At 58.3% G+C, this 25,569-nt stretch carries 18 protein-coding genes; 8 read left to right on the forward strand and 10 right to left on the reverse strand.

Annotated elements, in window-relative coordinates; translation table 11 throughout:
• Positions 1 to 2,322: a Tex family protein gene (locus HYN24_RS06225; protein WP_117608443.1), complete on the reverse strand. Its 2,322-nt coding sequence runs from the start codon at positions 2,320 to 2,322 to the stop codon at positions 1 to 3.
• Between the two features lie 116 nt (positions 2,323 to 2,438).
• On the opposite strand from HYN24_RS06225, the gene fliW reads away from it, so the two are divergent.
• Complete coding sequence (gene fliW, locus HYN24_RS06230; RefSeq protein WP_117608444.1) at positions 2,439 to 2,882, forward strand: flagellar assembly protein FliW; 444 nt, start codon at positions 2,439 to 2,441, stop codon at positions 2,880 to 2,882.
• Positions 2,883 to 2,968: 86 nt separating this feature from the next.
• Here fliW and HYN24_RS06235 read toward each other — a convergent pair whose 3' ends face one another.
• The gene (locus HYN24_RS06235) at positions 2,969 to 3,655 is read right to left on the reverse strand and encodes a hypothetical protein (RefSeq protein ID WP_117608445.1); all 687 of its coding nucleotides are present in this window, start codon (positions 3,653 to 3,655) and stop codon (positions 2,969 to 2,971) included.
• A complete protein-coding gene (locus HYN24_RS06240; protein WP_117608446.1) occupies positions 3,652 to 4,173 on the reverse strand; it encodes a gamma carbonic anhydrase family protein in 522 nt (173 codons plus the stop codon). The genes HYN24_RS06235 and HYN24_RS06240 overlap by 4 nt, the downstream gene beginning before the upstream one ends.
• 152 nt (positions 4,174 to 4,325) lie before the next feature.
• On the opposite strand from HYN24_RS06240, the gene HYN24_RS06245 reads away from it, so the two are divergent.
• Positions 4,326 to 4,682 carry a nucleotide pyrophosphohydrolase gene (locus HYN24_RS06245; RefSeq protein WP_117610232.1) on the forward strand — a complete coding sequence of 119 codons (357 nt, stop codon included), beginning with the start codon at positions 4,326 to 4,328 and terminating at the stop codon, positions 4,680 to 4,682.
• On the opposite strand, the gene HYN24_RS06250 is transcribed toward HYN24_RS06245, so the two are convergent.
• Positions 4,674 to 5,519 (reverse strand): 23S rRNA (adenine(2030)-N(6))-methyltransferase RlmJ, encoded by an 846-nt coding sequence (locus tag HYN24_RS06250; protein ID WP_117608447.1) that lies wholly within the window; start codon positions 5,517 to 5,519, stop codon positions 4,674 to 4,676. The genes HYN24_RS06245 and HYN24_RS06250 overlap by 9 nt on opposite strands.
• Positions 5,519 to 7,051 carry a hypothetical protein gene (locus HYN24_RS06255; protein WP_117608448.1) on the reverse strand — a complete coding sequence of 511 codons (1,533 nt, stop codon included), beginning with the start codon at positions 7,049 to 7,051 and terminating at the stop codon, positions 5,519 to 5,521. The genes HYN24_RS06250 and HYN24_RS06255 overlap by 1 nt, the downstream gene beginning before the upstream one ends.
• Positions 7,052 to 7,139: 88 nt before the next feature.
• Between HYN24_RS06255 and HYN24_RS06260 the strand changes: the two genes are divergently transcribed.
• The 5 genes from HYN24_RS06260 (at position 7,140) to moaE (ending at position 11,261) form a co-directional block, all read left to right on the forward strand.
• A complete protein-coding gene (locus tag HYN24_RS06260; protein ID WP_117608449.1) occupies positions 7,140 to 7,481 on the forward strand; it encodes a DUF3301 domain-containing protein in 342 nt (113 codons plus the stop codon).
• Entirely contained in the window at positions 7,465 to 8,310 is an 846-nt protein-coding gene (locus HYN24_RS06265) for a D-hexose-6-phosphate mutarotase (RefSeq protein ID WP_117608450.1), read from the forward strand. Before HYN24_RS06260 ends, HYN24_RS06265 begins: the two co-directional genes overlap by 17 nt.
• Before the next feature lie 126 nt (positions 8,311 to 8,436).
• Positions 8,437 to 9,168: a DUF2189 domain-containing protein gene (locus HYN24_RS06270; RefSeq protein ID WP_117608451.1), complete on the forward strand. Its 732-nt coding sequence runs from the start codon at positions 8,437 to 8,439 to the stop codon at positions 9,166 to 9,168.
• Positions 9,169 to 9,231: 63 nt separating this feature from the next.
• Positions 9,232 to 10,806 carry a peptide chain release factor 3 gene (locus HYN24_RS06275; protein ID WP_117608452.1) on the forward strand — a complete coding sequence of 525 codons (1,575 nt, stop codon included), beginning with the start codon at positions 9,232 to 9,234 and terminating at the stop codon, positions 10,804 to 10,806.
• Between the two features lie 2 nt (positions 10,807 to 10,808).
• On the forward strand, positions 10,809 to 11,261 hold the full coding sequence (moaE, locus tag HYN24_RS06280; RefSeq protein ID WP_117608453.1) for a molybdopterin synthase catalytic subunit MoaE: 453 nt from the start codon (positions 10,809 to 10,811) through the stop codon (positions 11,259 to 11,261).
• A 194-nt stretch (positions 11,262 to 11,455) separates the two neighbouring features.
• Here the strand turns inward: moaE and HYN24_RS06285 are convergent, their stop codons facing one another.
• Positions 11,456 to 12,889 carry an IS1182 family transposase gene (locus HYN24_RS06285; RefSeq protein WP_117610233.1) on the reverse strand — a complete coding sequence of 478 codons (1,434 nt, stop codon included), beginning with the start codon at positions 12,887 to 12,889 and terminating at the stop codon, positions 11,456 to 11,458.
• Positions 12,890 to 13,085: 196 nt separating this feature from the next.
• On the opposite strand from HYN24_RS06285, the gene HYN24_RS15795 reads away from it, so the two are divergent.
• Positions 13,086 to 13,229, forward strand: a complete 144-nt coding sequence (locus HYN24_RS15795) for a hypothetical protein (RefSeq protein WP_162888616.1) — start codon at positions 13,086 to 13,088, stop codon at positions 13,227 to 13,229.
• Between the two features lie 68 nt (positions 13,230 to 13,297).
• Here HYN24_RS15795 and HYN24_RS06290 read toward each other — a convergent pair whose 3' ends face one another.
• The 4 genes from HYN24_RS06290 to HYN24_RS06305 form a co-directional block, all read right to left on the reverse strand.
• Positions 13,298 to 19,900 carry a putative Ig domain-containing protein gene (locus HYN24_RS06290; RefSeq protein WP_117608454.1) on the reverse strand — a complete coding sequence of 2,201 codons (6,603 nt, stop codon included), beginning with the start codon at positions 19,898 to 19,900 and terminating at the stop codon, positions 13,298 to 13,300.
• 62 nt (positions 19,901 to 19,962) lie between these two features.
• Positions 19,963 to 21,189 (reverse strand): HlyD family type I secretion periplasmic adaptor subunit, encoded by a 1,227-nt coding sequence (locus tag HYN24_RS06295; RefSeq protein ID WP_162888617.1) that lies wholly within the window; start codon positions 21,187 to 21,189, stop codon positions 19,963 to 19,965.
• A complete protein-coding gene (locus tag HYN24_RS06300; protein WP_117608456.1) occupies positions 21,173 to 23,317 on the reverse strand; it encodes a type I secretion system permease/ATPase in 2,145 nt (714 codons plus the stop codon). The genes HYN24_RS06295 and HYN24_RS06300 overlap by 17 nt, the downstream gene beginning before the upstream one ends.
• Positions 23,318 to 23,321: 4 nt before the next feature.
• Positions 23,322 to 24,674 carry a TolC family protein gene (locus HYN24_RS06305; protein WP_117608457.1) on the reverse strand — a complete coding sequence of 451 codons (1,353 nt, stop codon included), beginning with the start codon at positions 24,672 to 24,674 and terminating at the stop codon, positions 23,322 to 23,324.
• Positions 24,675 to 25,569 lie beyond the last annotated feature (895 nt).

Raw genomic sequence — 25,569 nt, forward strand, 5'->3', positions numbered from 1 at the left:
TTACTTCCTCAACTTGGCGAACGCCGCTGCCATTGTATTGCCGACTGGGGCTGGGCCGGTACTGCGTTGCTGGGCGCGATTCGGTGCTTGTCCGCGACCGCTCGGTGCGCTGTCATGGCGTTTGGCCTGGCCGGGCTCGTCGCCCATGCGCATGGTCAGGGCGATGCGCTGGCGTTGCAGGTCGACTTCGAGCACCTTGACCTTGACGATCTGGCCGGCCTTGACCACCGTGTGCGGATCCTTGACGAAAGAGGAGGAGAGGGCCGAGACGTGTACCAGGCCGTCCTGATGCACGCCGATGTCGACGAAGGCACCGAAGGCGGCGACGTTGGTGACGACGCCTTCGAGGATCATGCCCGGACGCAGATCGCCGACCTTTTCGACGCCATCAGTGAAGGTGGCGGTCTTGAACTCGGGGCGCGGGTCACGACCGGGTTTTTCAAGTTCCTTGAAGATGTCCTGGACGGTCGGCAGGCCGAAGCGTTCATCGGTGTATTTTAACGGGTTGAGGCCTTTCAGGGCGCGGCTGTCGCCGAGAATTTCTTTGATCGACTTGTTCAGGTCGACGATGATTTTTTCGACCACCGGGTAGGCTTCCGGGTGCACCGAGGAACTGTCGAGCGGGTTGTCGCCGTTCGGCACGCGCAAAAAGCCGGCGGCCTGTTCGAAGGTCTTGTCGCCCAGGCGCGGCACTTTCTTGAGTTCGTCGCGCGAACGGAAGGCGCCGTGCGTGTCGCGGTAGCTCACGATATTGGCAGCGAGCCCGGCGGTCAGGCCGGAAATGCGTGTGAGCAGGGGCACCGAGGCGGTATTGACGTCGACGCCGACGGCATTGACGCAGTCTTCGACCACGGCATCGAGATTGCGCGCCAGCTTGGTCTGCGAGACGTCGTGCTGGTACTGGCCGACGCCGATGGACTTGGGGTCGATCTTGACCAGTTCGGCCAGCGGGTCTTGCAGGCGGCGGGCAATCGAGACGGCGCCGCGAATCGAGACATCGAGGTCGGGAAATTCGCGGGCGGCAAATTCGGAGGCGGAATAAACCGAGGCGCCGGCTTCCGAGACGACGATTTTTTGCAAGCGGGCTTCCGGGTAGCGTTTGATGACGTCCTGCACTAGCTTGTCGGTTTCGCGGCTGGCCGTGCCGTTGCCGATGGCGACCAGGCTGACCTGGTGTTTGGCGGCTAGCCGGGCGATGGTGGATAGCGAGCCGTCCCAGTCGCAGCGCGGTTCGTGTGGGTAGATGGTGGCATGGTCGAGCATTTTGCCGGTGGCGTCGACGATGGCGATCTTGCAGCCGGTGCGGATGCCGGGGTCAATGCCCATGGTGACATGCTGGCCGGCCGGGGCAGCGAGCAGGAGGTCCTTCAGGTTGCGCCCGAAAACGCGGATGGCTTCTTCCTCGGCGCGCTCGCGCAGCTCGTTCATGAGTTCGAGTTCGAGGTGGGTGTAGACCTTGACCTTCCAGGTCCAGCGCACGGTGTCGGCCAGCCACTTGTCGGCCGGGCGATTCTGCGGCTTGATGCCGAAGCGCACGGAAATGCGCTGTTCGCAGGGGTTCTGTGTGCCCGGCTTGATGGCCTCCGGGTCAAGTTCGGAATCGAGGACCAGCGCCACCTGCAACATGCCTTCATTGCGCCCGCGCAGCAGGGCTAGGGCGCGGTGCGAGGGCATGCTCGCCACCGGCTCGGCAAAGTCGAACCAGTCGCGGAATTTGGCGCCTTCGGTTTCCTTGCCCTCAACCACGGTAGACCGAACATGGCCATGTTCGCTCAGGTACTGGCGCAACTGGCCGAGCAGTTCGGCGTCCTCGGCAAACTTTTCCATGAGGATCTGGCGGGCACCGTCGAGGACAGCCTTGGCATCGGCAAAGCCGGCATCGGCGTTGAGGTATTTCTCGGCCTCGTCGTCCGGGGTCAGGTTGGGGTCGGCCAGCAGGCCAATGGCCAACGGTTCGATGCCGGCTTCGCGGGCGATCTGCGCCTTGGTCCGGCGTTTTTGCTTGTAGGGTAGGTAGAGGTCTTCGAGGCGCTGCTTGGTTTCGGCGTCGCTGATCTCGGCCTTGAGTTCGGGCGTCAGCTTGCCCTGTTCCTCGATGCTGGCGAGGATGGCGCCGCGCCGGTCTTCAAGGTCGCGGAGATAGGTCAGGCGTTCTTCCAGATTGCGTAGTTGGGTATCGTCGAGGCCATCGGTCGCCTCCTTGCGATAGCGCGAGATGAAAGGCACGGTAGCACCTTCGTCGAGCAGGGCGATGGCGGCATTGACCTGAGCCGGGCGGACGCCGAGTTCGACGGCAATGCGGTGTTCGATGGGTGGCAGCATGGGTGCGGCAATACAGCAAAAATGGGGGGTGCACTATGCGCAATCCAGCTGGAAAATACAACCGCTGTCGATTGGAGTACGATGCAGCAGGCGTATTCCATTTGCGAGGAGAAAAAATGAAAATTGAAACCTATTTGTTTGGCACGGTTGAAGTCAGCCCCGAAAAAATAATTACGTTCCCGAGCGGGTTGGCTGGGTTCGAAGAAAACAAGCGTTTCATGCTGGCGCATGAAGAGGGCAAGGAGAATCCGGCAAGTTATACGCTGCAGTCAGTCGATGACCCGAACCTGGCCTTCGAGATCGTTGATCCGACGACCCTTGGCTACAACTACGAGTTGGAACTCAATGACGCCGAAAATGCACTGCTGCAATCGCCGGCTCCTGAAGATGTGGTGGTCATGCAGATGCTGTTCAAGCAGAACGAGGGCGGCAAGTCGCAGATCATGCCGATTCTGCGCGCCCCGCTGGTGATCAATACGCGGGCCCGGGTTGGTCTGCAGAAGATCATGGAAACCATGCGCCCGAACATTACCCTGTCTAATCTGGTCAGTTCCGTTTAAGGCTGAGTATCGCAGTCCGGGTGTGGTGAATGCCACTGTCGTGCCGACAGTGGCTTTTTTGCGTCAGCCTCTGGCAACGGTATTCTTCAGCGTAGCCGCTTTTTGATTTCGCCCTGGCAGGCATTGGTGACCCGCTCATATTCGGCGGTGGTGTCTATCTTTGCCTGGGCTTCATCTACGCGCTTGATCTGCTGCTGAACGTAAGGGACCCAGCGCGAATTGAACTCCTGCTGGATCAACCGGCCGGTCTGACCGACCGGGCCTCGCCAGATTTTTTCTCCGGCAAAACGCGCGGTCAGCGTATCGGTCAGCTCCTTTTCGATGCTGTTGATATGCCGCATGTAGGCGTCAACATGGCGCATCTCATGCTCGTGAATTTCCTGGAAGGCGCAGGTTCCACGTGGGAATTCCCTGGCTACGTACACCGTCATCGGGTTGAATCCGTAGCTCAGGGTAATCTGTGGGCTGGCGCATTCCCAGCGGCCGCGGGAGTCAACAATCGACGGCGTATTCGAGGCAAAACTGACCGTCGCATTGCCGCGCGTCAGTCCCAGGACATGCCTGCCGGGGCGCGCCAGATCGGCGGCGATATTGGTCAGCGAACGAAAGCTATACTCGGTGTTGTAGGTAATCGGCACCTCGATGCGTTTGACCGTGACTGAGGGCTTCGGCAACTGGCCGCAGGGGTCTGCCCAGCACGGGCCGGCGACCAGCAGCAGGGGGAGCAGGGGGAGCCGGTGGATCGACCGGCGGTGGCGTGTGGCGGCGATCAAACCGGTGACAGCGTGTCGCGATAGCGTTGGGCGTTGGCGACGTAGTGTTCGGCCGATTTTTGCAGATTGGCGACATCCTGGTCACTCAACTCGCGCACGACCTTGCCGGGCGAGCCGACAATCAGCACACGATCGGGAAAGACCTTGCCTTCAGGGATCAGCGTATTGGCCCCAACGATACAGCCCTTGCCGATCACGGCGCGGTTGAGGATGACCGAGCCGATGCCGATCAGGCTGCCGTCGCCGACGGTGCAGCCGTGCAGCATGACGAGATGGCCGACGGTGACGTTGTTGCCAATGTGCATGGGAACGCCTTCGTCGGTATGCAGCACCGAGCCGTCCTGGATATTGGTGTTGTCGCCGATGTGGATCGGATCGTTGTCGCCGCGCAGTGTGGCGTTCCACCAGATCGAACTGTTGGCACCGAGGCGAACGTCGCCGATCACCGTGGCATTGGCGGCGACCCAGGCGTTGTCAGCGAGTTGGGGTTGTTTTGCACCGAGGCGGAAGAGGGGCATGTGGGCTCCTTGAGGGATTGGCAAATGGCTGACCTTGCGGCTTGCCGAACGTCTGTCAATCTTACCTGCACGGGGCCGCTTTCGATCTGCCTGCATTGCCGCATCCGGGCCGGGCTGGCATGATCGGTCCGTTCCGTCGTGAGGATTTTGAAATGAGTGATTTGTCGGCATTGACCACAGCCATTCGGGCCTTTCGCGATGCCCGCGACTGGCGGCAGTTCCATACGCTGCGCAATCTGATCACCTCGCTCAATCTGGAATCAGCGGAATTGCTCGAACTGACGCAATGGAAAAGCGACGCAGAAGTCGAGGCGCTGCCGACCGATCCGCAGGCGGCGGAAGCCCTGCGCGACGAGTGCGCCGACATCCTGCTCTACCTGCTGCTGATTGCCGACAAGGCTGGCATCGACCTGGCCTCGGCCGCCCATGCCAAATTGGCGAAAAACGAACTGAAATATCCGGTCGACAAGGCTTTTGGCTCGCGGGCCAAATACACCGAATTAGGTTGATTCGCTTTCCAGCGTGTATTTCGCCCCGTCGCCCTGAGCGAGCAGCGTCGCCAGTGTGGGCAGCGTATCGTGCAGGGTTTTTTCCAGCGTCCAGGGTGGGTTGATGATGAACATGCCACTGCCGTGCATGCCGAAGCCATCCCGCGACGGGGCCTTGACCTCAATCGTGGCGTGCAGCCAGTTGGTCGCACCCATGCGTTTCAGTTTATCCGGTAACTGGCGGGACTCCGGTTTGCCCAGCATTGGATACCACAGCGCATAGGTTCCGGTGGCAAAGCGCGTCAGCGAGTCCTGTAGGGCCTTGACGACGGCGGCGTAGTCGTTTTTCGTTTCATAGGACGGGTCGATGAGGACCAGTGCCCGGCGCGGCGGCGGGGGGAGGATGGCTTTGAGTCCGGCAAATCCGTCACCGTTGGTGATGGCCACGGCGCGCCCGCTGCCCTTGAAACACTCGGTCAGCAGTTTGCCGTCGGTGCTGTGCATTTCATAAAGGCGCAGACGGTCGCTGTCGCGCAGCAACTGCCGGGCCAGCCAGGGTGAGCCCGGATAGTGGCGCAACTGGCCGTCCGGGTTGAGCATCTTGACGAAATCCAGGTAATTGAGCGCTGCCTTGGGCAGGCCCTTGGCATCCCAGAGGCGGCCGACACCGTCGCGGTATTCGGCCAGTTTGCTGGCGTGGGCGGACTCCAGGGCATAACGCCCGGCCCCGGCATGGGTGTCGATGATCCAGAACGGCACCGGCTTTTCAGCCATGTATTGGGCGATCTCGATCAGGATAAGGTGTTTCAGTACGTCGGCATGGTTGCCGGCGTGAAAGGCATGGCGGTAGCTGAGCATTAGTTGGGCGGGTGATCCAGGGCAAAGAATTCTAGCCCCTCATTGGCTTCCATGCATGCGCCGATTTGCCGGTGAAGCGATTGACCCGGCAGTTTCAGCATGATTTTCTGGCCGGTGCGGCAGGCGCCAGGCGCGGCGATCAGCCCGGCATGCTTGCCATAGGCTGGCAGACTGTGGAGAAAAACTGCCCGCTGTTCAGGTGTCTCGTCAGCCATGATATCGACCACGGAAACCTGCGGCGACATCAGTTGCAGGCCTAGTTCCAGACGAACATCGGAAGACGAGATGCGACGGACCAGACAGACATGAATCTTGCTCGACTCGCGCGGTTGCAGCGCGACGATATCGCCCGTGCCGAGATTTCGCTTCTCGCCCTTGATAAAGCGGAGCAGGAAACCGTCAGGGCTTTCGTCGATCATGGCCCATTCGCTTGATGCGTAATCGCCACTGTCGTAACGGGAGGCGGCGTCAACCGAACGGCGGGACAGGGCATTGCCGTCGAGCAGGCTGAGGACCGAACCGAATCCACTGACCAGGTCGCCACGTGGCCGAAAGCGGGTCCGGCTGAAACGGCGGGCGCTTTTGCCGCTGATGGCCAGACGAAGGGTCTGCAGGAGGGCAGGTGAGGCGTTGAGGTCGGGGTCGATGACCTTGCCGGGACGACGGGTGATGTTTCGGTCAAGCGCCGCGATGACCTGGTTGCAATCGACCAGCAGCCCGCCAAAAACGGAGGTCCCGGCCGGGATGCGCATGAGCGGATAGCCCGGATTGCCTTCGTCGGGGCGAACGAGAAAGAAGTGATCGGTGTTTTTGCCGATGGTGATGCCGGTTTCCGGCGTGACTTCGCCAACCTGAGCATAAGCCGCCAGTTGCCGGGTGCAGATGTTGATCTTCTCGAGGTCGGTGCGGGGCAGTTTGGTGGGGTCAAGGTAGGCAAAAAGCAGGGCGCCGAGATATTCGTGCTCAATCGGTGCCGTTTCGCCATTGAGTGGTTTGCTGCGTTGGCCGCGCACCAGTTGGTAGAGTTCGTGCAGGGTGTGCCAGGAACTGGCCGAGGGCGTGGCATAGGCACGGTAGGCGAGCAACTGGCGGCGGGCGATCATGGCCATGGCGCGTTGCACGCTGCGATGGAAAAGGTGGCTCAAGCCACCGCCGGGGTGATCGCTGCTGATGCTTCGGGCAACGCCCGAATAAGCCAGGGCCAGGCCCTTGAGAAGGTTGTCGGCGTTCAGGGCGGAGGTGGCGGCATTGAGCGGCAGGGGCAGAACAGACTGGCCGATCTGTTTTTCGAGTGGGGGCAGAGCCTCCTCAGCCTCGAGCCGGACGTCTTCCAGCAGCTTGAAGCGCATGTGCAGGTTGGATTGCCCGCTGATGCTGGGCAGCACGCTGCCGGCGAGCCTGGCGATGGTTTCCTCGGGCGACAGGCCGGTGATCGTGTCGAGCAAACCGCGCACGGCAGCCGCACTTTTCTGTTCGGCGCTGGCTTGGCCGAAGGGAAAAAGTTCGCGAAGTACCCGCAGGGGAGAGTCCATGTTCACGGTGAGGGAATTGACATCTGGATTATCGGGCTATTTTATGGGAATTTCTGTGGAGTATTTCCACTTTACGTATACTTGCCCCATGAATCTGACAGAACTGCTGCTGCTTCTCGTTCTCATCGCCGGTGTCTGGTTTTGGCTGGACAGCCTGAAAACCCGGGAAATCGGTGTCAAAGCCGCGCGCGATGCCTGCCACGACGAGGGACTCCAGTTCCTCGATGAAACGGTGGTCGGCCACTCACTGCGTCTGGCCCGCGACGACGAAGGACGCCTCAAGCTGCGCCGAGTTTATTCTTTCGAATATAGCGATACGGGGAACGACCGGCGTCCTGGCAGCGTTACCATGCTCGGCCACGATGTCGAAATCCTGCACGTCCGTCCCCACCTTTACGTCATTCCGAACACCCATGAAACCCTCCATTGAATCCATCGATTTCCACGGCATCGAAGCCCTGCGCCTGATCGGCCCGCGCGGGGCCACGGCCATCATTAGTAAACTGGGGGCGCAAGTTCTGTCCTGGGTGCCGCCCGATGGCAAGGAGCGTCTGTTTTTATCCGATAACGCAGTTTTCGACGGCAGTGTCGCCATCCGTGGCGGCATTCCCGTCTGTTTCCCGCAATTTGGTCAACTCGGCGATCTGCCCCGGCACGGTCTGGTGCGGACCTGTCAATGGTCAGTCAATAGCCAGCGTGCCGGCGACGATTTCGCGCTGGTGACCATGGAGACGAGCAGCGACGAAGCAACCCTGACGCTCTGGCCGCATGCCTTTCATGCCGAACTGGCGCTGATGGTCGAAGCCGACCGAATCGACATGGAGTTGTGCATCACCAACACCGGCGGATCGCCGCTTTCGTTTACCGGGGCGCTGCATACCTACCTGCGGGTGCCGCAGGTCGAGGAGGCGGTGCTCGAAGGGCTGCACGGACTGGAGTATCGCGATGCGCTCGACGACAACCGTGTGGTGCGTGAGGCGCATGAGGAATTGACGATTGATCGTGAAGTAGACCGGGTTTATCTCAACGCCAAGCGTCCGCAACTGTTGCACGCCGGAAAGCAGAGTCTGGCCATGCAAAATCAGGGCTTCCCCGATGTGGTCGTGTGGAATCCCTTTGTCGACCGCTGTGCCGAGATGAAGGACATGCCAGCCAACGGTTGGCGCCACATGCTCTGTGTCGAGGCGGCGGCCACCCGGCCGATTACCTTGCCGGCGGGCGAGGAGTGGTACGGGCGGCAGACGCTGGTCGTCGTCTGAGGGGCCGGCATTCGCCTGCGCCGGCAAATTTGATGTGCATTAGAGCGGGGCGGGGCCTCTTTTCGTTAGTCTCGGTCAATAGCGCAGCCACGCCAACGGGGCGGCTGTCTTTTGATCGGACCGGCCATGACTCTTTCCCCTCTTACCTTTGCCAGCCTGCGTCAGGCACTGGCTGAAGGCTGGCATATCGCCAGCGCAACACGCAGGATCAGCTTTGTCTATGCACTGATATTCACGCTTGGCGGACTGCTCATCATCGGCAGCCTGCTGGCCCTCGGCTGGACACCTTTCATCATTGCAGCAGCTGGTGGCTTCATGCTGGTCGGGCCAATCACCATGGCCGGATTTTTTGGTATCGCCGGGGCGCTTGACGGCGGCCAGCCCGTCGGTCCCGGCAGTATCGCCAGCGGCTTTGTCCGGGCTTCGCCGGCGCTCTGGGCGCTGGCCCTGGTTTGCGGGCTACTGTTCATGATCTTTATGACCGATGCGGCCATCCTCTACGCCTACGTGGTGGGGGTGACCCCGGTCTGGCTGGATAATTTGTTGCCGGCCAACAGCAATGTGCTCGCCTTTGTCCGCTGGGCTGGAATCTCGGGCTTCGTGCTGGCCTTGTTGCTCTACGCCATCGCGGCATTTTCCACGCCCCTGCTGTGCGAACGCCGGGCCGGGCTGGTCGAGGCGGTGGCAACCAGCGTCCGTATCGTCTTCGCAAACTTCGCGCCGGCCATTGTCTGGGCATTTCTGCTATCGACGGTCGTCATCGGCAGCATTCTTCTATTGCCCCTGCTGCCCCTGACCCTGCCGTGGCTAGCCTACGCCAGTCGCGCCTTGTACCGGCAGGCACTGCCGGTTGCGTAAGCGCCGGTGCTTGGCCGGCGGCAAAGGTATAATTGCCGCCTTTCCGCATTCCCAAGCACCGCCGTGACTCCCCTCGATACTGAAATTGCCCGCCGTCGCACCTTCGCGATCATTTCCCACCCCGACGCCGGTAAAACGACGCTGACCGAAAAGCTGCTGTGGTTCGGCGGCGCTATCCAGGTTGCCGGCGAAGTGCGCGCCCGCAAGGCCTCACGCCATGCCACCTCGGACTGGATGGAACTGGAAAAGCAGCGCGGCATTTCGGTCACCTCGTCGGTCATGCAGTTCCCCTACCGCGAATGCATGATCAACCTGCTCGACACGCCAGGCCACGAGGACTTCTCGGAAGACACCTACCGTACATTGACCGCCGTCGACTCGGCAACCATGGTCATCGACTCGGTCAATGGCGTGGAAGCGCAGACGATCAAGCTGCTCAACGTCTGCCGCATGCGCGATACGCCGATCCTGACCTTCATCAACAAGCTCGACCGCGAAGGCAAGGAGCCGATCGACCTGCTCGACGAAATCGAGTCGGTTCTCGGCATCCAGTGTGCGCCGATGACCTGGCCGATCGGCATGGGCAAGCGTTTTCGCGGCGTCTATCACCTCTACGACGACGCCATCGCCTTCTTTGATCCGCAGGCCGAGAAGGGCACGGCCGAGATCATCCAGGGGCTCGACAACCCGCGTCTGGACGAACTGATCGGCTCGCAGGCCGACGAGTTGCGCACTGATATCGAACTGGTTCGCGGAGCGTCGCACGCCTTCGATGCCGAAGCCTATCTGGCCGGCAAACAGTCGCCGGTCTTCTTCGGTTCGGCGGTTAACAACTTTGGTGTGCAAAGCCTCCTTGACGCCGTGGTTGACCTGTCACCCGCGCCGATAGCCCGTCCTGCCGTGACCCGCAAGGTTGAGCCGAACGAGCCGAAGTTCTCCGGCTTTGTCTTCAAGATCCAGGCCAATATGGATCCCAAGCACCGTGACCGTATCGCCTTCCTGCGTGTCTGTTCCGGCAAGTTCGAGCGGGGCATGAAGGTCAAGCAGGGTGGGGCCGGCAAGTTGCTGTCCGTCAACAACGCCATCACCTTCATGGCGCGCGACCGCAGCACCACTGACGAAGCCTATCCGGGCGACATCATCGGCATCCCCAATCACGGCACGATCCGCCTTGGCGAAACCTTCACCGAGGGCGAAGAACTGCGCTTCACCGGCATCCCGTCCTTTGCCCCGGAACACTTCCGTCTGGCCCGCATCGCCAATCCGCTGAAGATCAAGCAGTTGCAAAAGGGCTTGCAGCAATTGGCCGAGGAGGGGGCGACCCAGTTGTTCCGTCCCTTGTCGGGAACCGACCTGATCCTTGGCGCGGTCGGCACACTGCAGTTCGACGTGGTGGCCAGCCGCCTTGAGCATGAATACGGCGTGCAGGTCATTTTCGAGCACTACAACTGCGCGACGGCCCGCTGGATCCATGGTGACGCCGACGAACTGCGCCAGATTTCCGACCGCTACAGCGCCAACGTCGCACTCGACGGCGCCGATGACCCGGTCTATCTGGCACCGAACAATGTCTATCTCAACATGGTCAAGGAAAAGTATCCCAAGCTTCGATTCCTTGAAGCACGTGAAGTGATCTGAGCATGACCGTCCGGGTACAGGAAGCCGATTTCGATCTGGGTGCCGAATTGCTGGCGCTCCGTGCGGCTGATGCCCGGATTGGCGCACTGGCCAGTTTTCTCGGCCTGGTCCGCGACATGAATGATGGGGCCAGCGTCGCCGAAATGATGCTGGAGCACTACCCCGGCATGACCGAAAAGGCACTCGACGAGATCGTTGCCGAGGCGAAAGGCCGCTGGGACATCTACGACGCACTGGTCATCCACCGCGTCGGACCACTCCAGCCCTGCGACCAGATCGTCCTGGTCGCCGTAACCAGCGCCCACCGCGGCGAAGCCTTCGCCGCCTGCGAATTCATCATGGATTACCTGAAAACCCGCGCCCCCTTCTGGAAGCGCGAAGCTACCCCGCAAGGTGCCCGCTGGGTCGACGCCCGCGACACCGACGACAGCGCGGCAGCGCGCTGGCAGAAGTAGAAATTACGGCGTCGCCAGTTGGATTTATTGTGCGGTGCGGCGGTTGGACTGGCGGTTCTGGGGACGGCTCTTTTCGGCCCAGAGCGTGTAAAAACGCTGCGCAGATCTACCCCACGGAAAGTTGTCGCAAGTAGTTTGGCTGTAGCAAGGCAGAAATATTGATTGGGAAGCGCAATGGGCAAAGCAAAAAGGCCCTATTGGGCCTGCATCGCTCCAATTAATGCCGCAACTCCCAATATTTTCATCACCCGCTTCAAATTGTAGGCAAGCACCTGCAAACTCATTTCGGCACTAACTCGATCCAGTGTTCGAGTCAGGAAATGAGCGCCACCCATCCATAACTTGAGAGTACCAAAGGGATGTTCAACCGTCTGGCGGCGGATGCGCATGCTGTCAGGAGCCTGGTCTAGCCGAATCTGCATCTCTTCGAGCACCGTTTGATGCTCCCAGCGACTAACGCGTCGGTAATCACTTGGTGTGCATTGTTCCTTGATAGTGCAGCGCGGGCAGTGCGAACTCCAGTAGCGGTGAAGTTTCAACCCAGCTTCGATGCGTGAGAAGCGCCAGATCAAACGCTGTCCTGCCGGGCACTGATACTCATTGGCTGCCGGATCGTAAATGAAGTCGGCCTTATCGAAACGGCCATCGGCCTTGGCTCCAGAGGTTCCCGTTTTGGGGACGATTGCGGTAATGCCAGCCTGCTGGCAGGCGAGGATTTCATCGCTTTTGAAGTACCCACGATCAGCGATCACCGTTAGATCGCTGACACTCATGGCCTCACGTGCTTGCTTGGCCATATTCGAGAGTTGATCTCGGTCAGTGCCAATGTTGGTGACTTCGTGAACCACGATCAGGTGGTGCTTTGCATCAACCGCCGTCTGGACGTTGTAGCCCACGACGCCTGTGCCGCGCGTCTTCATGGAGCGAGCATCCGGATCGGTCAGGGAAATCTGCTTGTCTGGCGATTGCTCAAGTTCGACCTCGATCTCCTTGAGCTTTTGCATTTGCGCCTTCAGTGCCGAAATCTTATCACTGAGCCGCTCTGTCTTGGCTTGGGCGATTTCCGGCGCCTGCCGATCTGCCGTATCCAGCTCGGTCAAATATCGATTGATGCTCGATTCGATCTCTTCCATTCGGCGTTGTAATTTCGCCCTGGTGAAATTCCGGTCCCGGTTATTCACCGCCTTAAATTTGCTGCCATCAATGGCGACCAAGGCTTCAGTGAAGAAATTCAATTGCTGACACAGAACGACGAATTGACGGCAAACATTGCGGATGGGCTTGCCATTGTCCTTGCGGAAGTTGGCAATCGTCTTGTGGTCAGGCGTGAGGCGCCCCATAAGCCACATCAGTTCAACATTTCGTTGTGCCTCTCGCTCTAACCGGCGACTCGACTGGATGCGGTTGAGATAACCGTAGATATAGAGTTTCAGTAGCACCGCTGGATGGTAGGCTGGCCGACCCGTCTCTGCCGGATCAACACCATCAAAACCGAGATTACCTAGCGACAGTTCATCGACGAAGACATCAATAACCCGGACTGGATTCGACTCAGTTATGTAGTCGTCGAGTAACTCTGGCAGCAATGTGCTTTGAGTCCTGCTTTCGCCTTGAACGAAACGCTTCATCTCGCCCACCTTAATATCAATGCCTATTGCATTGACCCAGCCAAGCACAATTCGTTCACGTTTTTACACACTCTGGGCCACAACCAGCCGGTCGCGGTTACGTTTCAATTTTGCGCGTGGCGCGCCAGTTGATCGAGTTGAACGGCCGCTATTCGGAGATCAAATTGACGACATTGCCGCTGCAACCTACCGGCTGATGCAGGTGCCGGTTGCCCTGAGTCGCGAGGAAGTGGCGCTCCTGATCGAGGCGGCAGGGAACACCAAGTATCAGACCGTACTCTCTTTCTGGCCTACGGCACCGGATTGCGCGCAGGCAAGTGGCGGCCCTGAAGGTGGGTGAAATAGACAGCCAGCGCATGACTATCGCCATACAAGACTTTTATCTGGGTATTCTTTTTCCAAGCCAGATCAAACTGTTGAGAACCAAGCGTGTGTTGCCTGTGCGCTCAGATCAAAACCATCGTAGTTGGTGGGCGTTATCTCAAGCTTGAAATCGCCCTCCTGCACCACGGCAAAGGAAACTGACATCGCCATTTGCAAATGACCGGTCATCGGGCTGGTATCGTTCCAGTTCAGTGCGATGCTTCCTGTGCTTCCACTTTCTGTGGCCGTACCTGTTGCGGCGACATTGGCTCCTTCTTCAGTCGTGCTTACGCTGTTGAAATGCAGCACGGAGGCATCGTAACCCAAGGTCAGATTGAGCAGGCTGAGACCTGTGCCACTGCCATTGTCGTCCGCCGGATTCAGCTTGCCCGGATCGACAGACTCATCAACAAGGAAGTCAAAGCTCAGGATGTTGCCGACGCGTGTGCTACTGCTCGGCGTGATCGCACCCATGTCGCTCAGGTAGAGTTTTAGCGAAGTGCTGGCGGTTTGTGCCGCTGAATCGGTTGCCTGGATGGTCAGGCTGACTGGGGCCGTAATGCTGGCGGTGGCGCCGGAAATGACGCCAGTGTTGCTGTCGAGGGCGAGACCGCCCGGCAAAGCGCCGCTGGTGATCTGGTAGGTCAGGGCATCGGTGTCGGTGAATAGCGATGCCAGGGTGACATTGACCGCGTTTATATCTGCACTGGCATGAGTACTGGCGGCAACGAGAGGTGGCGAGTTGCCCAGACTGAGGGTCTGGTCGGAAAAGACCAGTGTTTCGATGCCGATCAGTGAGTCTGTGCCATCGTTACCGTTGCCGGTGACGTTGTCCACCACGGTGTATCGTCCGCCGCCCAGGTCGGTCAGGGTGTATTCGCTACGCCCTCCCGCGTAGATTGCACGGTCGGTCCCAGATCCTCCGGTCAGACTGTCGTTACCCAGCCCCCCCGTCAGGGTGTCATTCCCCAGGCCGCCATTTATGGTGTCATTACCGGCGCGGCCGTCGAGATTGTTGTCGGCATCATTACCGATGATCGTGTCAGCCGCAGTGCTGCCGATAGCGTTTTCGATAATGCAGTTGTAGGAGATGGAGAGATTGTCCGTACCCCAGTAAGTGCTGGCGCTGGAGGGGGCTGTGGCGCGGGTATGCAACGAACTGAAGGTTCCCGGCGTCAGGTTGATGGTGCTGCCGAAGGTGTAATTTGAGATATCGATCGTGTCGATGCCACCACCATCCCAGATATTCTTGAAGAATGGCTGTGTTGGATCGTAGGTATAGACGTCGTTTCCAGCGTTGTAGCTGTTGTTGACCCCGTAGAGATATTGAATGGTTGCGACATCGTAAATCATCGGTGTCGACGGATAAATCTCGTCGCCGGTGCTGGTGTTGATGGTCGCATCGTTGCGATATACGTAAGACATGATCGAGTTGGTGCGCATGTCCACCAGACCGTAAGTCTCCAAAAGAGGTGCTTCGCCGGGATTCGCTCCTGGATGCTTAAGACCAAGTGCGTGCCCGGTTTCGTGGGTCATCGTGCCATAGGGGCGGCTCCCTTCGAACGGGTTGGTAGCATTGGCGTAATTGGTACTGACATTCAGCCAGATATCGCCGCAGTATTCGCCCGAGCCCGGGTAATAGGCCGATCCGGTGCTGGTTACGGCTGGATCGTCATAGCTGCCATAGCGCAGTTGACCACATGTCCCAGCGGCGGCGCTGGCTGTGGCAGAGGTACTCACATCTTCAATGACTTCATCGAAGATGATGCCGCTGATACTGGAATATTTGGCGAGAACGGTTCTGGCAGCAACTTTTTGCGCATCGGTAAACTCCCTGAACGGGCCGTCAAGCGTGGTTTCATACGACGGCTGGGCCTTCATGAAGCTATAACTGATATGTATCGGCGTACCGAGCGGGCTGGCACTGTTCCAGCGACTTCCCGCAGCGTTTTCCACGCAGTTGATGAAATCGGTCTTGATATCAATGGTGAAGGTGCTGGCGGCGCTGGAGATGCCATCGCTGGCCGTCACCTTGACTTGAAGCTGGCCGAAATCGGCCGCTCCGGCGGTTCCGGAAAAAGTGCGCGTGGCAGCATTGAAAGTCAGCCAGTCTGGAAGCTGGCTACCATCTGCCTGTGTCGCCGAGTAGGTAAGCACGTCTGTTGGATCGGCATCATAGAAGGCGTTGGCTGGAATCTGATAATTCAGGATATTGGTGGTCATGCTGGCTGGCCGGATGCTCCCGGCCGAGGCCATCAGGGCATGGTTGGTCAGCCCGCCGCCCAAACGTAGCGCGCCAAAATTGTTGCTGGTGCTTTCTCCGATGGCGACCAGTTCGCCGGATGTTGCCATGGCAATATCGTGAATAATGGAAGTGTTCGCGCCAAACTTTGCGGTCAATGAGCCCATCGCGTTGAAACTGGTATCCAGCGATCCATCCGTATTAAAGCGGGCGATCAGTCCGCTGGCGTTTGAGTCGGTGCTGCCGGCGACGAGAATCTTCCCGTCGGCTTCAATGTCCAGGCTGAAGAATTTGTCGTTCGCCCCATTCCCCTGTCCAAAAGTGGCATAGCCGTTGGTTCCGAAAGTCGTATCGAGCGTTCCGCTGGCACTCAGGTGAATCACCACGCCATCGAAGGTGCCACCCGATGCACGGGAGTAGCCGGCGAGCAATATCGAATCATCGGCGAGAACCTTGACGTCGGTGATGTAGTCGTATTTGTTGTGATCCAAGACCAGTTTACCGGCCGAACCGAAGGTCGCATCCAAGGCGCCAGCGCTGGTGTAGCGGGCGATTGCGAAGTCAGAAACATTGGTACCGTTTGGTGTTGTCGTACCCGCGACAATGATCTTGCCGTTGCTTTGCTGCGCAAGGCCATCGATTTCAGACATTTGCGACGCAACGAAGTAGCCGGCGACCGTGCCTGTCGTGTTGAAGGTGGTGTCTAGCGTTCCATTGGCGTTGTAGCGCAGGAGTTCATACTGGGAGCCAGTGGTCCCGCCATATCCGCCAGCGATGATCTTGCCATCCGACTGGATAGCCAATGCATTTAGTTGTTCCGCAGCGGTGCCGGTCGAGTAGGTGATTTTGCCGGTGGTATTGAACGTGGTATCGAGTGATCCGTCCGTGTTGTAACGGACGAGCGCCAGATCGGTTTTACTGCCAGAACTACCGGCGACAACGATTTTCCCATCGGTTTGCAATGCCAGTGCATGTTCCTCGTCAACGCCACTTAGATCCGTCGTTAGTTTTCCGTCTCCAGAAAAACTGGTATCGAGCGAGCCGTCAGTGTTGTAGCGAACAACCGCAAAGTCACTTCCCGAATAGCCTGCCGCGATATATTTCCCATCACCTTGTATGGCAAGGGACATGGCGAAATCGTTGGCTGCTGGCGTCGCGGGGGCAACTATGTCAGTTTCCAGTTTGCCATCACTACTAAAGGTCGGATCGAGGTTGCCGCCCAGACTGACGACGGGGGCGTGGTTGGCGCCCACCGCACTGACCAGGGCGGTGGCGGCACTGGTTGACGACTCGGCCGTGCCATGACCATCGAGATAGCTGGCCGTGGCGGAGATTGTCTTCCCCGTTTCGCTGGCTGTCAGGGTGTAGGTGCTGCCCGTTGCTCCGGTAATTGCCGAGCCGTTGGCATTCCATTGGTAGCTAACCGCTCCCATGCCGTCGGCGTCATTGAGCGTGTTCAAGGCGGTCAGAACATTGCCAACCGTGACTGCGCCAGTAATCGCGATGCTGCCGGTCGGCAGATCGTTGGCGCCGGTCAGGTTGATGACCAGGTCGGCTGTCGTCGGTGTTGTAACAATGCCATCCGTGATGGTGACCGTAAACGTTTCCGAAATATTGGTGGCGATCGCGTTGATCGCCGCATTGTTGGGTGTGAATGTATAGGCGCCGGTGCCGGAATTGACCTGCAAGCTGCCATAAACCCCGACTAGCGACGAGAGACTGCCAATCACCGTGCCGCCCGAAATGCCGTAGGTCAGTGTGTTGTTGTCGGCATCGGAACCACTCAGCGTTGCACCGCTGCTGACAAAGATGTTGGCGGAACTAGTATCGACGTACGCGATAGGGTTCGGTGTGGCCAGCGTCGGGGACGTATTTCCACCGCTGCCACCACTACTGGCAATCAATGTCGTTGCCGCACTCGCAACGCTTTCAGCAGTACCATGACTGTCAGTGTATGAGGCCGTCGCCGTCACGGTTTTTCCGACCTGGGCTGCTGTAAGCGTAAAGGAGGAGCCAGAAGCGAGCGTGGCGCCGGTATTGTCTTTCCAGGTGTAGGTGATGGCCCCCAGTCCATCGGCATCGGCGAGCGAGTTGCTGGCCGTCAGGGCTTGACCCTGTGTGGCGGTGCCGCTGATGGTGACAGAGCCTGTCGGCAGGTCATTGACGTTGGCGACTGCACTGGTGGCCAGGCTGGTTTTGCTTTCGGCGGTCCCATGACCATCGGTATACGCGGCGGTGACCGTGACCGTCTTGCCGACCTGTCCTTCAGCGAGGGTTAGGCTTGAGCCGGTGCCCAGGGTTGCGCCGGTATTGTCTTTCCAGGTGTAGGTGATGGCCCCCAGTCCATCGGCATCGGCCAGCGAATTGCTGGCCGTCAGGGTTTGACCCTGTGTGGCGGTGCCGCTGATGGTGATAGAGCCTGTCGGCAGGTCATTGACGTTGGCGACTGCACTGGTGGCCAGGCTGGTTTTGCTTTCGGCGGTCCCATGACCATCGGTATACGCGGCGGTGACCGTGACCGTCTTGCCGACCTGTCCTTCAGCGAGAGTCAGGCTTGAGCCGGTGCCCAAGGTGGCACCGGTATTGTCTTTCCAGGTGTAGGTGATGGCCCCCAGTCCATCGGCATCGGCCAGCGAATTGCTGGCCGTCAGGGTTTGACCCTGTGTGGCGGTGCCGCTGATGGTGACAGAGCCTGTCGGCAGGTCATTGACGTTGGCGACTGCACTGGTGGCCAGGCTGGTTTTGCTTTCGGCGGTCCCATGACCATCGGTATACGCGGCGGTGACGGTGATCGCCTTGCCGACCTGTCCTTCAGCCAGGGTCAGGCTTGAGCCGGTGCCCAAGGTGGCACCGGTATTGTCTTTCCAGGTGTAGGTGATGGCCCCCAGTCCATCGGCATCGGCCAGCGAATTGCTGGCCGTCAGGGTTTGACCCTCTGTGGCGGTGCCGCTGATGGTGACAGAGCCTGTCGGCAGGTCATTGACGTTGGCGACTGCACTGGTGGCCAGGCTGGTTTTGCTTTCGGCGGTCCCATGACCATCGGTATACGCGGCGGTGACGGTGATCGCCTTGCCGACCTGTCCTTCAGCCAGGGTCAGGCTTGAGCCGGTGCCCAAGGTGGCACCGGTATTGTCTTTCCAGGTGTAGGTGATGGCCCCCAGTCCATCGGCATCGGCCAGCGAATTGCTGGCCGTGAGCGTTTGACCCTGTGTCGCGGTGCCGCTTATGGTGACTGTGCCGGTAGGGAGATCGTTAGTGCCGGTGAGGTTTAAGGAGAGAATTGACTGGGTGCTGACAAGACCATCAGAAACCGTGACCACGAAGTCTTCGCTGGCGTTGGCGGTAAGACCGTTGATGCTCGTATTGTTTGGTTTAACAGTATAAGCACCGCTGCTGGTGATGACCTCGAGTGTCGCGTAGGTGCCGATCTTCGTGGCTATGCCTCCAGCCACACTGCTCCCGACAATGCCGTATGAGAGGGTATCTCCGTCAGTGTCATTGCCAGCGAGGATTCCAGTGATATTGGCGAATGTGTCGGGGCTACTGGTGTCTGTGTAGGCCGCGCTGGCGGGAGCGGCGAGTGTTGGAGCGTGATTGGTCGTCGATAGTGTGGTTACCGCAGTGGTTTCCAGGCTGGTGGTGTTTTCCAGATGCCCGAGGCCGTCGGTATAGCTGGCAATTACCGTGATTTTCTTGCCGACTTCGCCGGCGGTGAGTGTCAGAGTGGAACTGTTGGCACCGGAAATGAGATTTCCGTTTGCATACCATTTATACGATATGGGACCTATGCCATCGGCGTCCATCAGCGTGTTGCTGGCAGTAAGTATTTGACCTTGTTGAACCGTGCCACTAATGACCACCTCACCCGTTGGGACGTTATTTGCAGGGGGGGGCGGTGTGGTGCTACTGCTACTTCCGCTGCCTCCAAGCCCACCCGTTGCGGCGGCTATTCCCACACCGCCGGCAATGAGGCCGAGGAAAGTGCCCATCGATAGTCCTGTTTCCTCGGCTGCCCCTATACTTGCAGCGGTCAGCGAATGACCGCTGGCTGGAAGGGGAAGCATGCCGGATGCCGGGTCACCCTCTGCAACGCCTGCGGCGGGCAGTGGTTGCGTGGTATCAGTGAGGGTCAGCGTGCTATCGAGCGTGGCCTCGGGGTTGCTGAATTGCGGACCGGCACCTTGGCCGGGATAGAAGTCAATGATTTCGACGGACGTAGATTGTGTCGCACTTTCTACGACAAGTTTGCGCCCGACACGGCGCCGGCGCATGTCTTCCGGGGCTTGTCCGGTGCGCTCATCAATCAGCTCGTAGCGCGTGTTCGGCATGGCATTGATGGTTGTTTGGCGCCCAACGCGCTGGAGCCTGGACTTGCCGTCGGGAGAGATGCTGTTAAGTAAAGTCATGGCGTCAATTCCAGTTAATCAATGTTGGGGTGCTGTGGACATTCTTTGAGTCGCGGTTTTGATCATTTTTCTCGAAAGGCTTCCTGGACGCGCAGCAAAGGTTTCATGAAGTATTGCCAGACGGTTCTTTGGCCGGTAACGATATCCACCGTCGCTTGCATACCGGGCAGAACGGGTAGTTGCTTGCCGCCTTTGGACAGCGTTTCGACAGGGGTGCGCACGACCACGCGATAGAAGGGCTGCTCATTGCTGCGCTTGTCCTCGCGCATGGTGTCAGGGCTGACCGACTCGACTTCCCCTTCAAGTACGCCGTATTGGAGGTAGTCGTAGGCTGTGAGTTTGACGACGGCGCGAATGCCTGGATAGAGAAAGGCGACGTCGGCGGGGCTGACCTTGGCTTCAATACGCAGCCCTCCATCGAGCGGAACAATTTCCATAATGTCTGCGCCGGGCTGAATGACGCCGCCAACAGTATTGATCCGGATGTTCTTGACGGTGCCGCGAAGCGGGGCTTTGAGGGTGGTTCGCTCCATCAGGTCTCGGCGTGCACCGGTGACCTCCTCGACTTGCGCCAGTTCGGACTGTGTTTTGAGCAACTCGGTACTGGCATCAGCGCGGAAACGGTTAATGCGGTCGGTGAGCTGCAGTCTGGTTTCGTTTAGTTGGCGGCGGAGGCGCAGGGCTTCGACTTCAGGCACGAGACCTCGTTTAACCATGGGCTCGGTGATTTTGAGTTCATCGGCGATGAGGCCGACGCTCCTTTGCAAACTGGCGACAGATTCTTGCAGCGCGCGTTGCCTCGAGCTATAGGTCGCGCGTTCGCTGTCGATGAGATCTTTGTCATCGATGACCTCAGGTGGGAATTTGGGTTCCTTTCCTTGGGACTCGGCTTGCAGACGGGCGACTGAAGCCAGCAAAGCTAGACGCCGCTTGTTCATTTCGGAGAAAGAGGATTCGGCGCGTGTCGGGTCAATTACGACGAGCAGCGCGCCTTGCTCGACAACCATGCCTTCCTTGATCTTGAGTTCGGACAGGATGCCGCCTTCAAGAGACTGGATAATCTGAACGCGGCTGGATGGAACGACTTCGCCGATGCCTTTGGTGATCTGCTCGATTTGGGCATGGCGCGACCAGATAATGAGGGATAGCAGGGATATCAGGAGGAGTACGGAAACCCTGCTCCAAAGTGGGGAGCGATCAATACGAATGGCTGTCGCGTAGGCGCGCCGGCTTTCCCCAGTGACGGTCCTTTTGGTGGCGTTAACGATGGCTTCAGGCTGTTTTGACATGGCCATCCTTCAGTGCCTTCAGTACGTCAAGTTTTGGGCCGTCGGCCACAATTTGGCCGTTGTCGACGACGATCAGCCGGCTAACCAGTTCCAGGGTCGAGGCCTTGTGGGTGACCAGGATGAGCGTAGCGTCGCCGATTTCTCGGTGGATTCCCTGGAGAACGGCGACTTCGCTCGCCTGATCCATGGCCGAAGTAGGTTCATCCAGCAGATATACCCTGGGACGTGCCAGGATGGTGCGCGTTAGGGCTATGGCCTGGCGCTGACCGGCTGAAAGGGTGTCGCCGCGCTCACCGACAAGGCGCTCAAATCCCTTGGGGTGGGCCGCGGCTATGGATTTGACCCCGGTCCAGCTGGCGACGCGGAGTAGTTCTTCGTCGGTGGTGTCAGGTGCAGACAGGACAATATTTTCGCGCAGGCTGCCGTGGAAAAGGCGGCCATCCTGAGGCAGGAGGAGAACCGTGGCGCGCATGTCGGCGGGCTCAATCCGGCTAACGTCTACGCCGTCCATCAACAGGCTGCCGCTGGTCGGTTGATAAAGCCCGGCCAGCAAGCGCAGAAGCGTCGATTTTCCACTGCCCATTCGGCCAATGACTCCAACGCGTTCACCTTTGCGGATGATCAGATTGGCAGATCGAATAATGGCCGGCTCGTCCGCCTTGTAGGCAAAGCTCGCCTGGCGCAAGTGCATTTCGCCAGACCAGTGACTGCCACTCAAATATTGCTGCTGTGGATCACGATCAAGGGGCAGACTCATGATCCGGTTGAGGCTGGATAGCGCGCTCTTGATGTTCTGGAAGCGCAGCGCAAGCGACGTGAGATTGGTCAGTGGTGCAAGCGCTCGGGATGTCAGTTGAACGGCTGCGATTATCGCACCAGCAGTAACCTCACCCGCAGCGACGAGGTATACACCCCAAACGAGGAGAACAACGGTACCTAATTGTTGTACCAAAACGGTGGCGTTGATGGTAATGCCGGAAAGCGTGGCACTTTTTACCGCAGTTCTCGAAATGCCTTCGCTAGAGGCATCGTATCGGGCCCGCATGCGCGGCTCGGCGCGGGTGGTTTTTAGGGTTTCGATGCCTTCCAGCGATTCGATGACGGTACCGTGTCGGATGGAAGATTCCCGCAATCCCTCGCGGGCCAGACCGGCCAAGGGCCACTGGAGGGCGATTGCCATTAAGGCAACGAGGCAGAACGTGCCGAGCGGAACAATGGCCAGTGGTCCGGCAATCACTGCCGTGACGACAATGAAGAGCAGGGCAAAGGGCAGGTCGGCGATCGCCACCAGTGACGCCGAGGTGACAAAGTTCCGCACCTGCTCGAATTCCTTGAAGATGTTGGCGAATGCACCGGAAGACTGGGCACGGTGCTCGAGACGGGCCCGCAGGACGTGATCGAAGATGGCATCACCGAGGACCAGGTCAATTTTTTTCCCGGCACTGTCGAGCACCCTGGTGCGAGCGGTACGGGAGATGAATTCCAGAACCATCGCCAGCACGACACCACCGGCCAGTGACCACAAGGTGACATAGGCCTGATTGGGGAGCACCCGATCGTATACCGTGAGGGTGAAGATGATGCTGGCCAGGGTCAGAATATTGATGATCCCGGCCAGCGACATGGCCTCGAAATAATAGCGGCGGTAGCGCCAGATGACAGGCCAGAACCAGTTTTCCTTGTGGCGTGGAACAAGTTCGTCGGCTCGCGAATCACTCGTCTGGCGTTGCCGGATGAGGAGGAGTTCTCCGGTGTACAGCCCGGCCAGTTGATCTTTGGTGACGGAGTAATTGGCGCGATGCTTGTTGCCTACAATGCCGATGTGCTCCTGACCTGTTTCGGTGATTACCACCGCCCGTCCACCGGTAAGCAAGGCCAGGCAAGGCAATTGCTCTCCGGTAATCGCTTTCAGCTCTGTCTTGATCAGGTTGGCGGCAAAGCCTAGCGTCAGGAGTGCCTCCGCCAGCGCCCCGGAGTCATTGATGCCATCCAGCGTGATGTTGGCAAAAATGACGTCGCGGCTTTTGGGGAAGCCAAGCAGTCTGAGGCAACTTGCCGCAGCGTCTACTAGCGATTCGTCTGGCAGTTTGCCCTGGCTCGACGGGTGTGATGTGGTATCGAGGCCCATCGAGCTATTTCAGGGTCTCGAGTTTTTCGTTCAACTTGCCAATAGACGCCAGCCATTTCGCTCGCGCGAGGTCTTGATCCACCTCTTCCGAGAGGGCTTGCCCACGGGCAGCAAAGCGTTCGTTTTCATAAGAAAGCACTTCGATGACATTCCGGCGACCCAGTCTGAATTGTTCGAGGACAATGTCGAACGTGATATTCGTTTCTTGAATGAGTTGCTTGAGCGTCGCGATTCGCTGCTTTCGCTGTTCGACCAGCATCCAGAGTCTGTGCGACTCGGCCTCTAGTTCGGAGATGCCAGCAGCCAGGGAGGCATCACTTGAACGTGTTCTGGCCCGAGCCGCGTATTCCCGCGCGTTGGACGTGTTGCCGTCAAACAGGGGGGCACTGACGTTGAGGCCGATGGTGTTAAGTCCAAATTGACGAGTCTTGCCAAAGTAATCCTGTTCCGTTTGCGAACTAAGCTGCAACGCTACCGAGGGCTTCCACCAAGCGGCGGCGGCCTCTGCATCGGCGTTTGCGCTGTTACGGCGAGCCGTCGCACCAAGGATTGCGGGATGTTGGGTACGCAAAAGGTTGCCAATGTTGTCCGGTTCGTGCGCAGGCAGGAATTTTCCGAAATTTGGGGGCGCTTCAGTCGGGACAAGCGTACATGAGCAGATTTGCTGCAATTGCATCGCAACATCGCGGATGGAAAGGTTTCGCGCCTCTTGCGAATTGGCGAGTTGGGAAATTCGCATCTTGACCAAAGTAAGATCGGATGCACGCCCTTTGTCAAATGACGCAATATCGGCAACCGTTTTTTCAATTTTTCGCAAGGCAAGGAGTTGCTCGTTGCTTAACTTTTGAAGTTCGGTTTGTCGATGCCACTCGAGATAGGTTTCGGCGAGGCGCGATGTCAGCGTGAGCTTCAGTTCATTGTGTTGTGCGATAGCTGCGGCGGTATCTTCTTCTCTTGCCTTGATGCTGTTGCTCGTTTTTCCACCGTCAAAAAGCAGCTGCGATGCGGTCACTCCGGGTCGGACGCTATTGTTCGATCCTGAATAAAGAACCGAGTGGCTTGAACCTGCCTGGACATTGGCGGCAACTTGCGGCAACCAAGCGCCACGGGCAGCATCTGTCAGGTATGCACTGGAAGTTGCGCTTTCGGTGGCGGCGACAATCCGTGGGTGCTGTTCTCCGATAACCCAAAGAAAATCGTTTAGCGAGGCCCCGTGCGAAAGGCATGGTGCCAATAAAAAAATTACCAAATACTTTCGCATCAGCCCGTAATAAATACGCAATGATCGAGTTGCTCGTGCCAGTAAATATGGTGCAAAACGGATGTATTCTGTGGATGATTCCGGGTTTTGATGCATGCGTTATGGTTTCCCGTTTTTGATTAACGAAATATTGTTCTGGTATATTTTTAAATGGTTTACTCCAGACCCCGATTTGTTGACGAAGTCATACGGATATAATTTCATTTTACGTTTTTCGGCCCAGGAAGAAATCACCCCGAGAGGTGAGGCTGGCTGGGAAAAATGGGATTAATCAGGTTTTTAATCTGATGGACTAACCTCAAAATTAATCCCGATAATCATGCAAGAAATTCGTGATGCCATAGATATATTTCCGGACTGTTTGGCTTGTTTCAGAATACGGTTTCATGATATTTTTTTCTCCCTATTTGTGGTGGTTTTCAGTTTGGTGATGTCCCTATATTGTGGGGTGGCGCTACGCGGCCTTTATTGCCAGTCTTGACCGTAAATTTCCGACTTCTCCAGAGGTAAAGCCTGTGTGTCCTTGGACATTTCTCACGAAATTGGCTGTCGGGTCGCTGCTTTCTGGCTGCGTGTAAGGGAAGGTGCCAAATGGCCAATGCTTGAGATTCATCGATGAATTTCAATCAGTGGAATTGCTGAAGCGTCCGCCTAGTTCGAACACAACATTCCTGCACAACTTGGACCCGTACACCTTCGAGCACTTGCACTCACTCGGCGAAGCGATGAAAAGCTGCAATAATTTGATCGCGAAGCACGTATCGAAAGAATCCTCCATCCGGATCAGACTAGGGTTGCCAAACGAGAGGAGATTATTCAGTTTCTTGAAGGACTGAGTGCCGAGCAGTTCGGAGAGGCAATGACCCTGATGCTTTTCGGACGCCGCGATATTGAAGACGCTGCCGATATTCGGAATATCACTTCATCATATGCAATGGGTCGGCGGGATGCCTAGTATCGGGCTGAAAAATTCGGCAATCATTACTTCGTC

The sequence above is a fragment of the Dechloromonas sp. HYN0024 genome, from assembly GCF_003441615.1.
Lineage (GTDB): Bacteria > Pseudomonadota > Gammaproteobacteria > Burkholderiales > Rhodocyclaceae > Azonexus.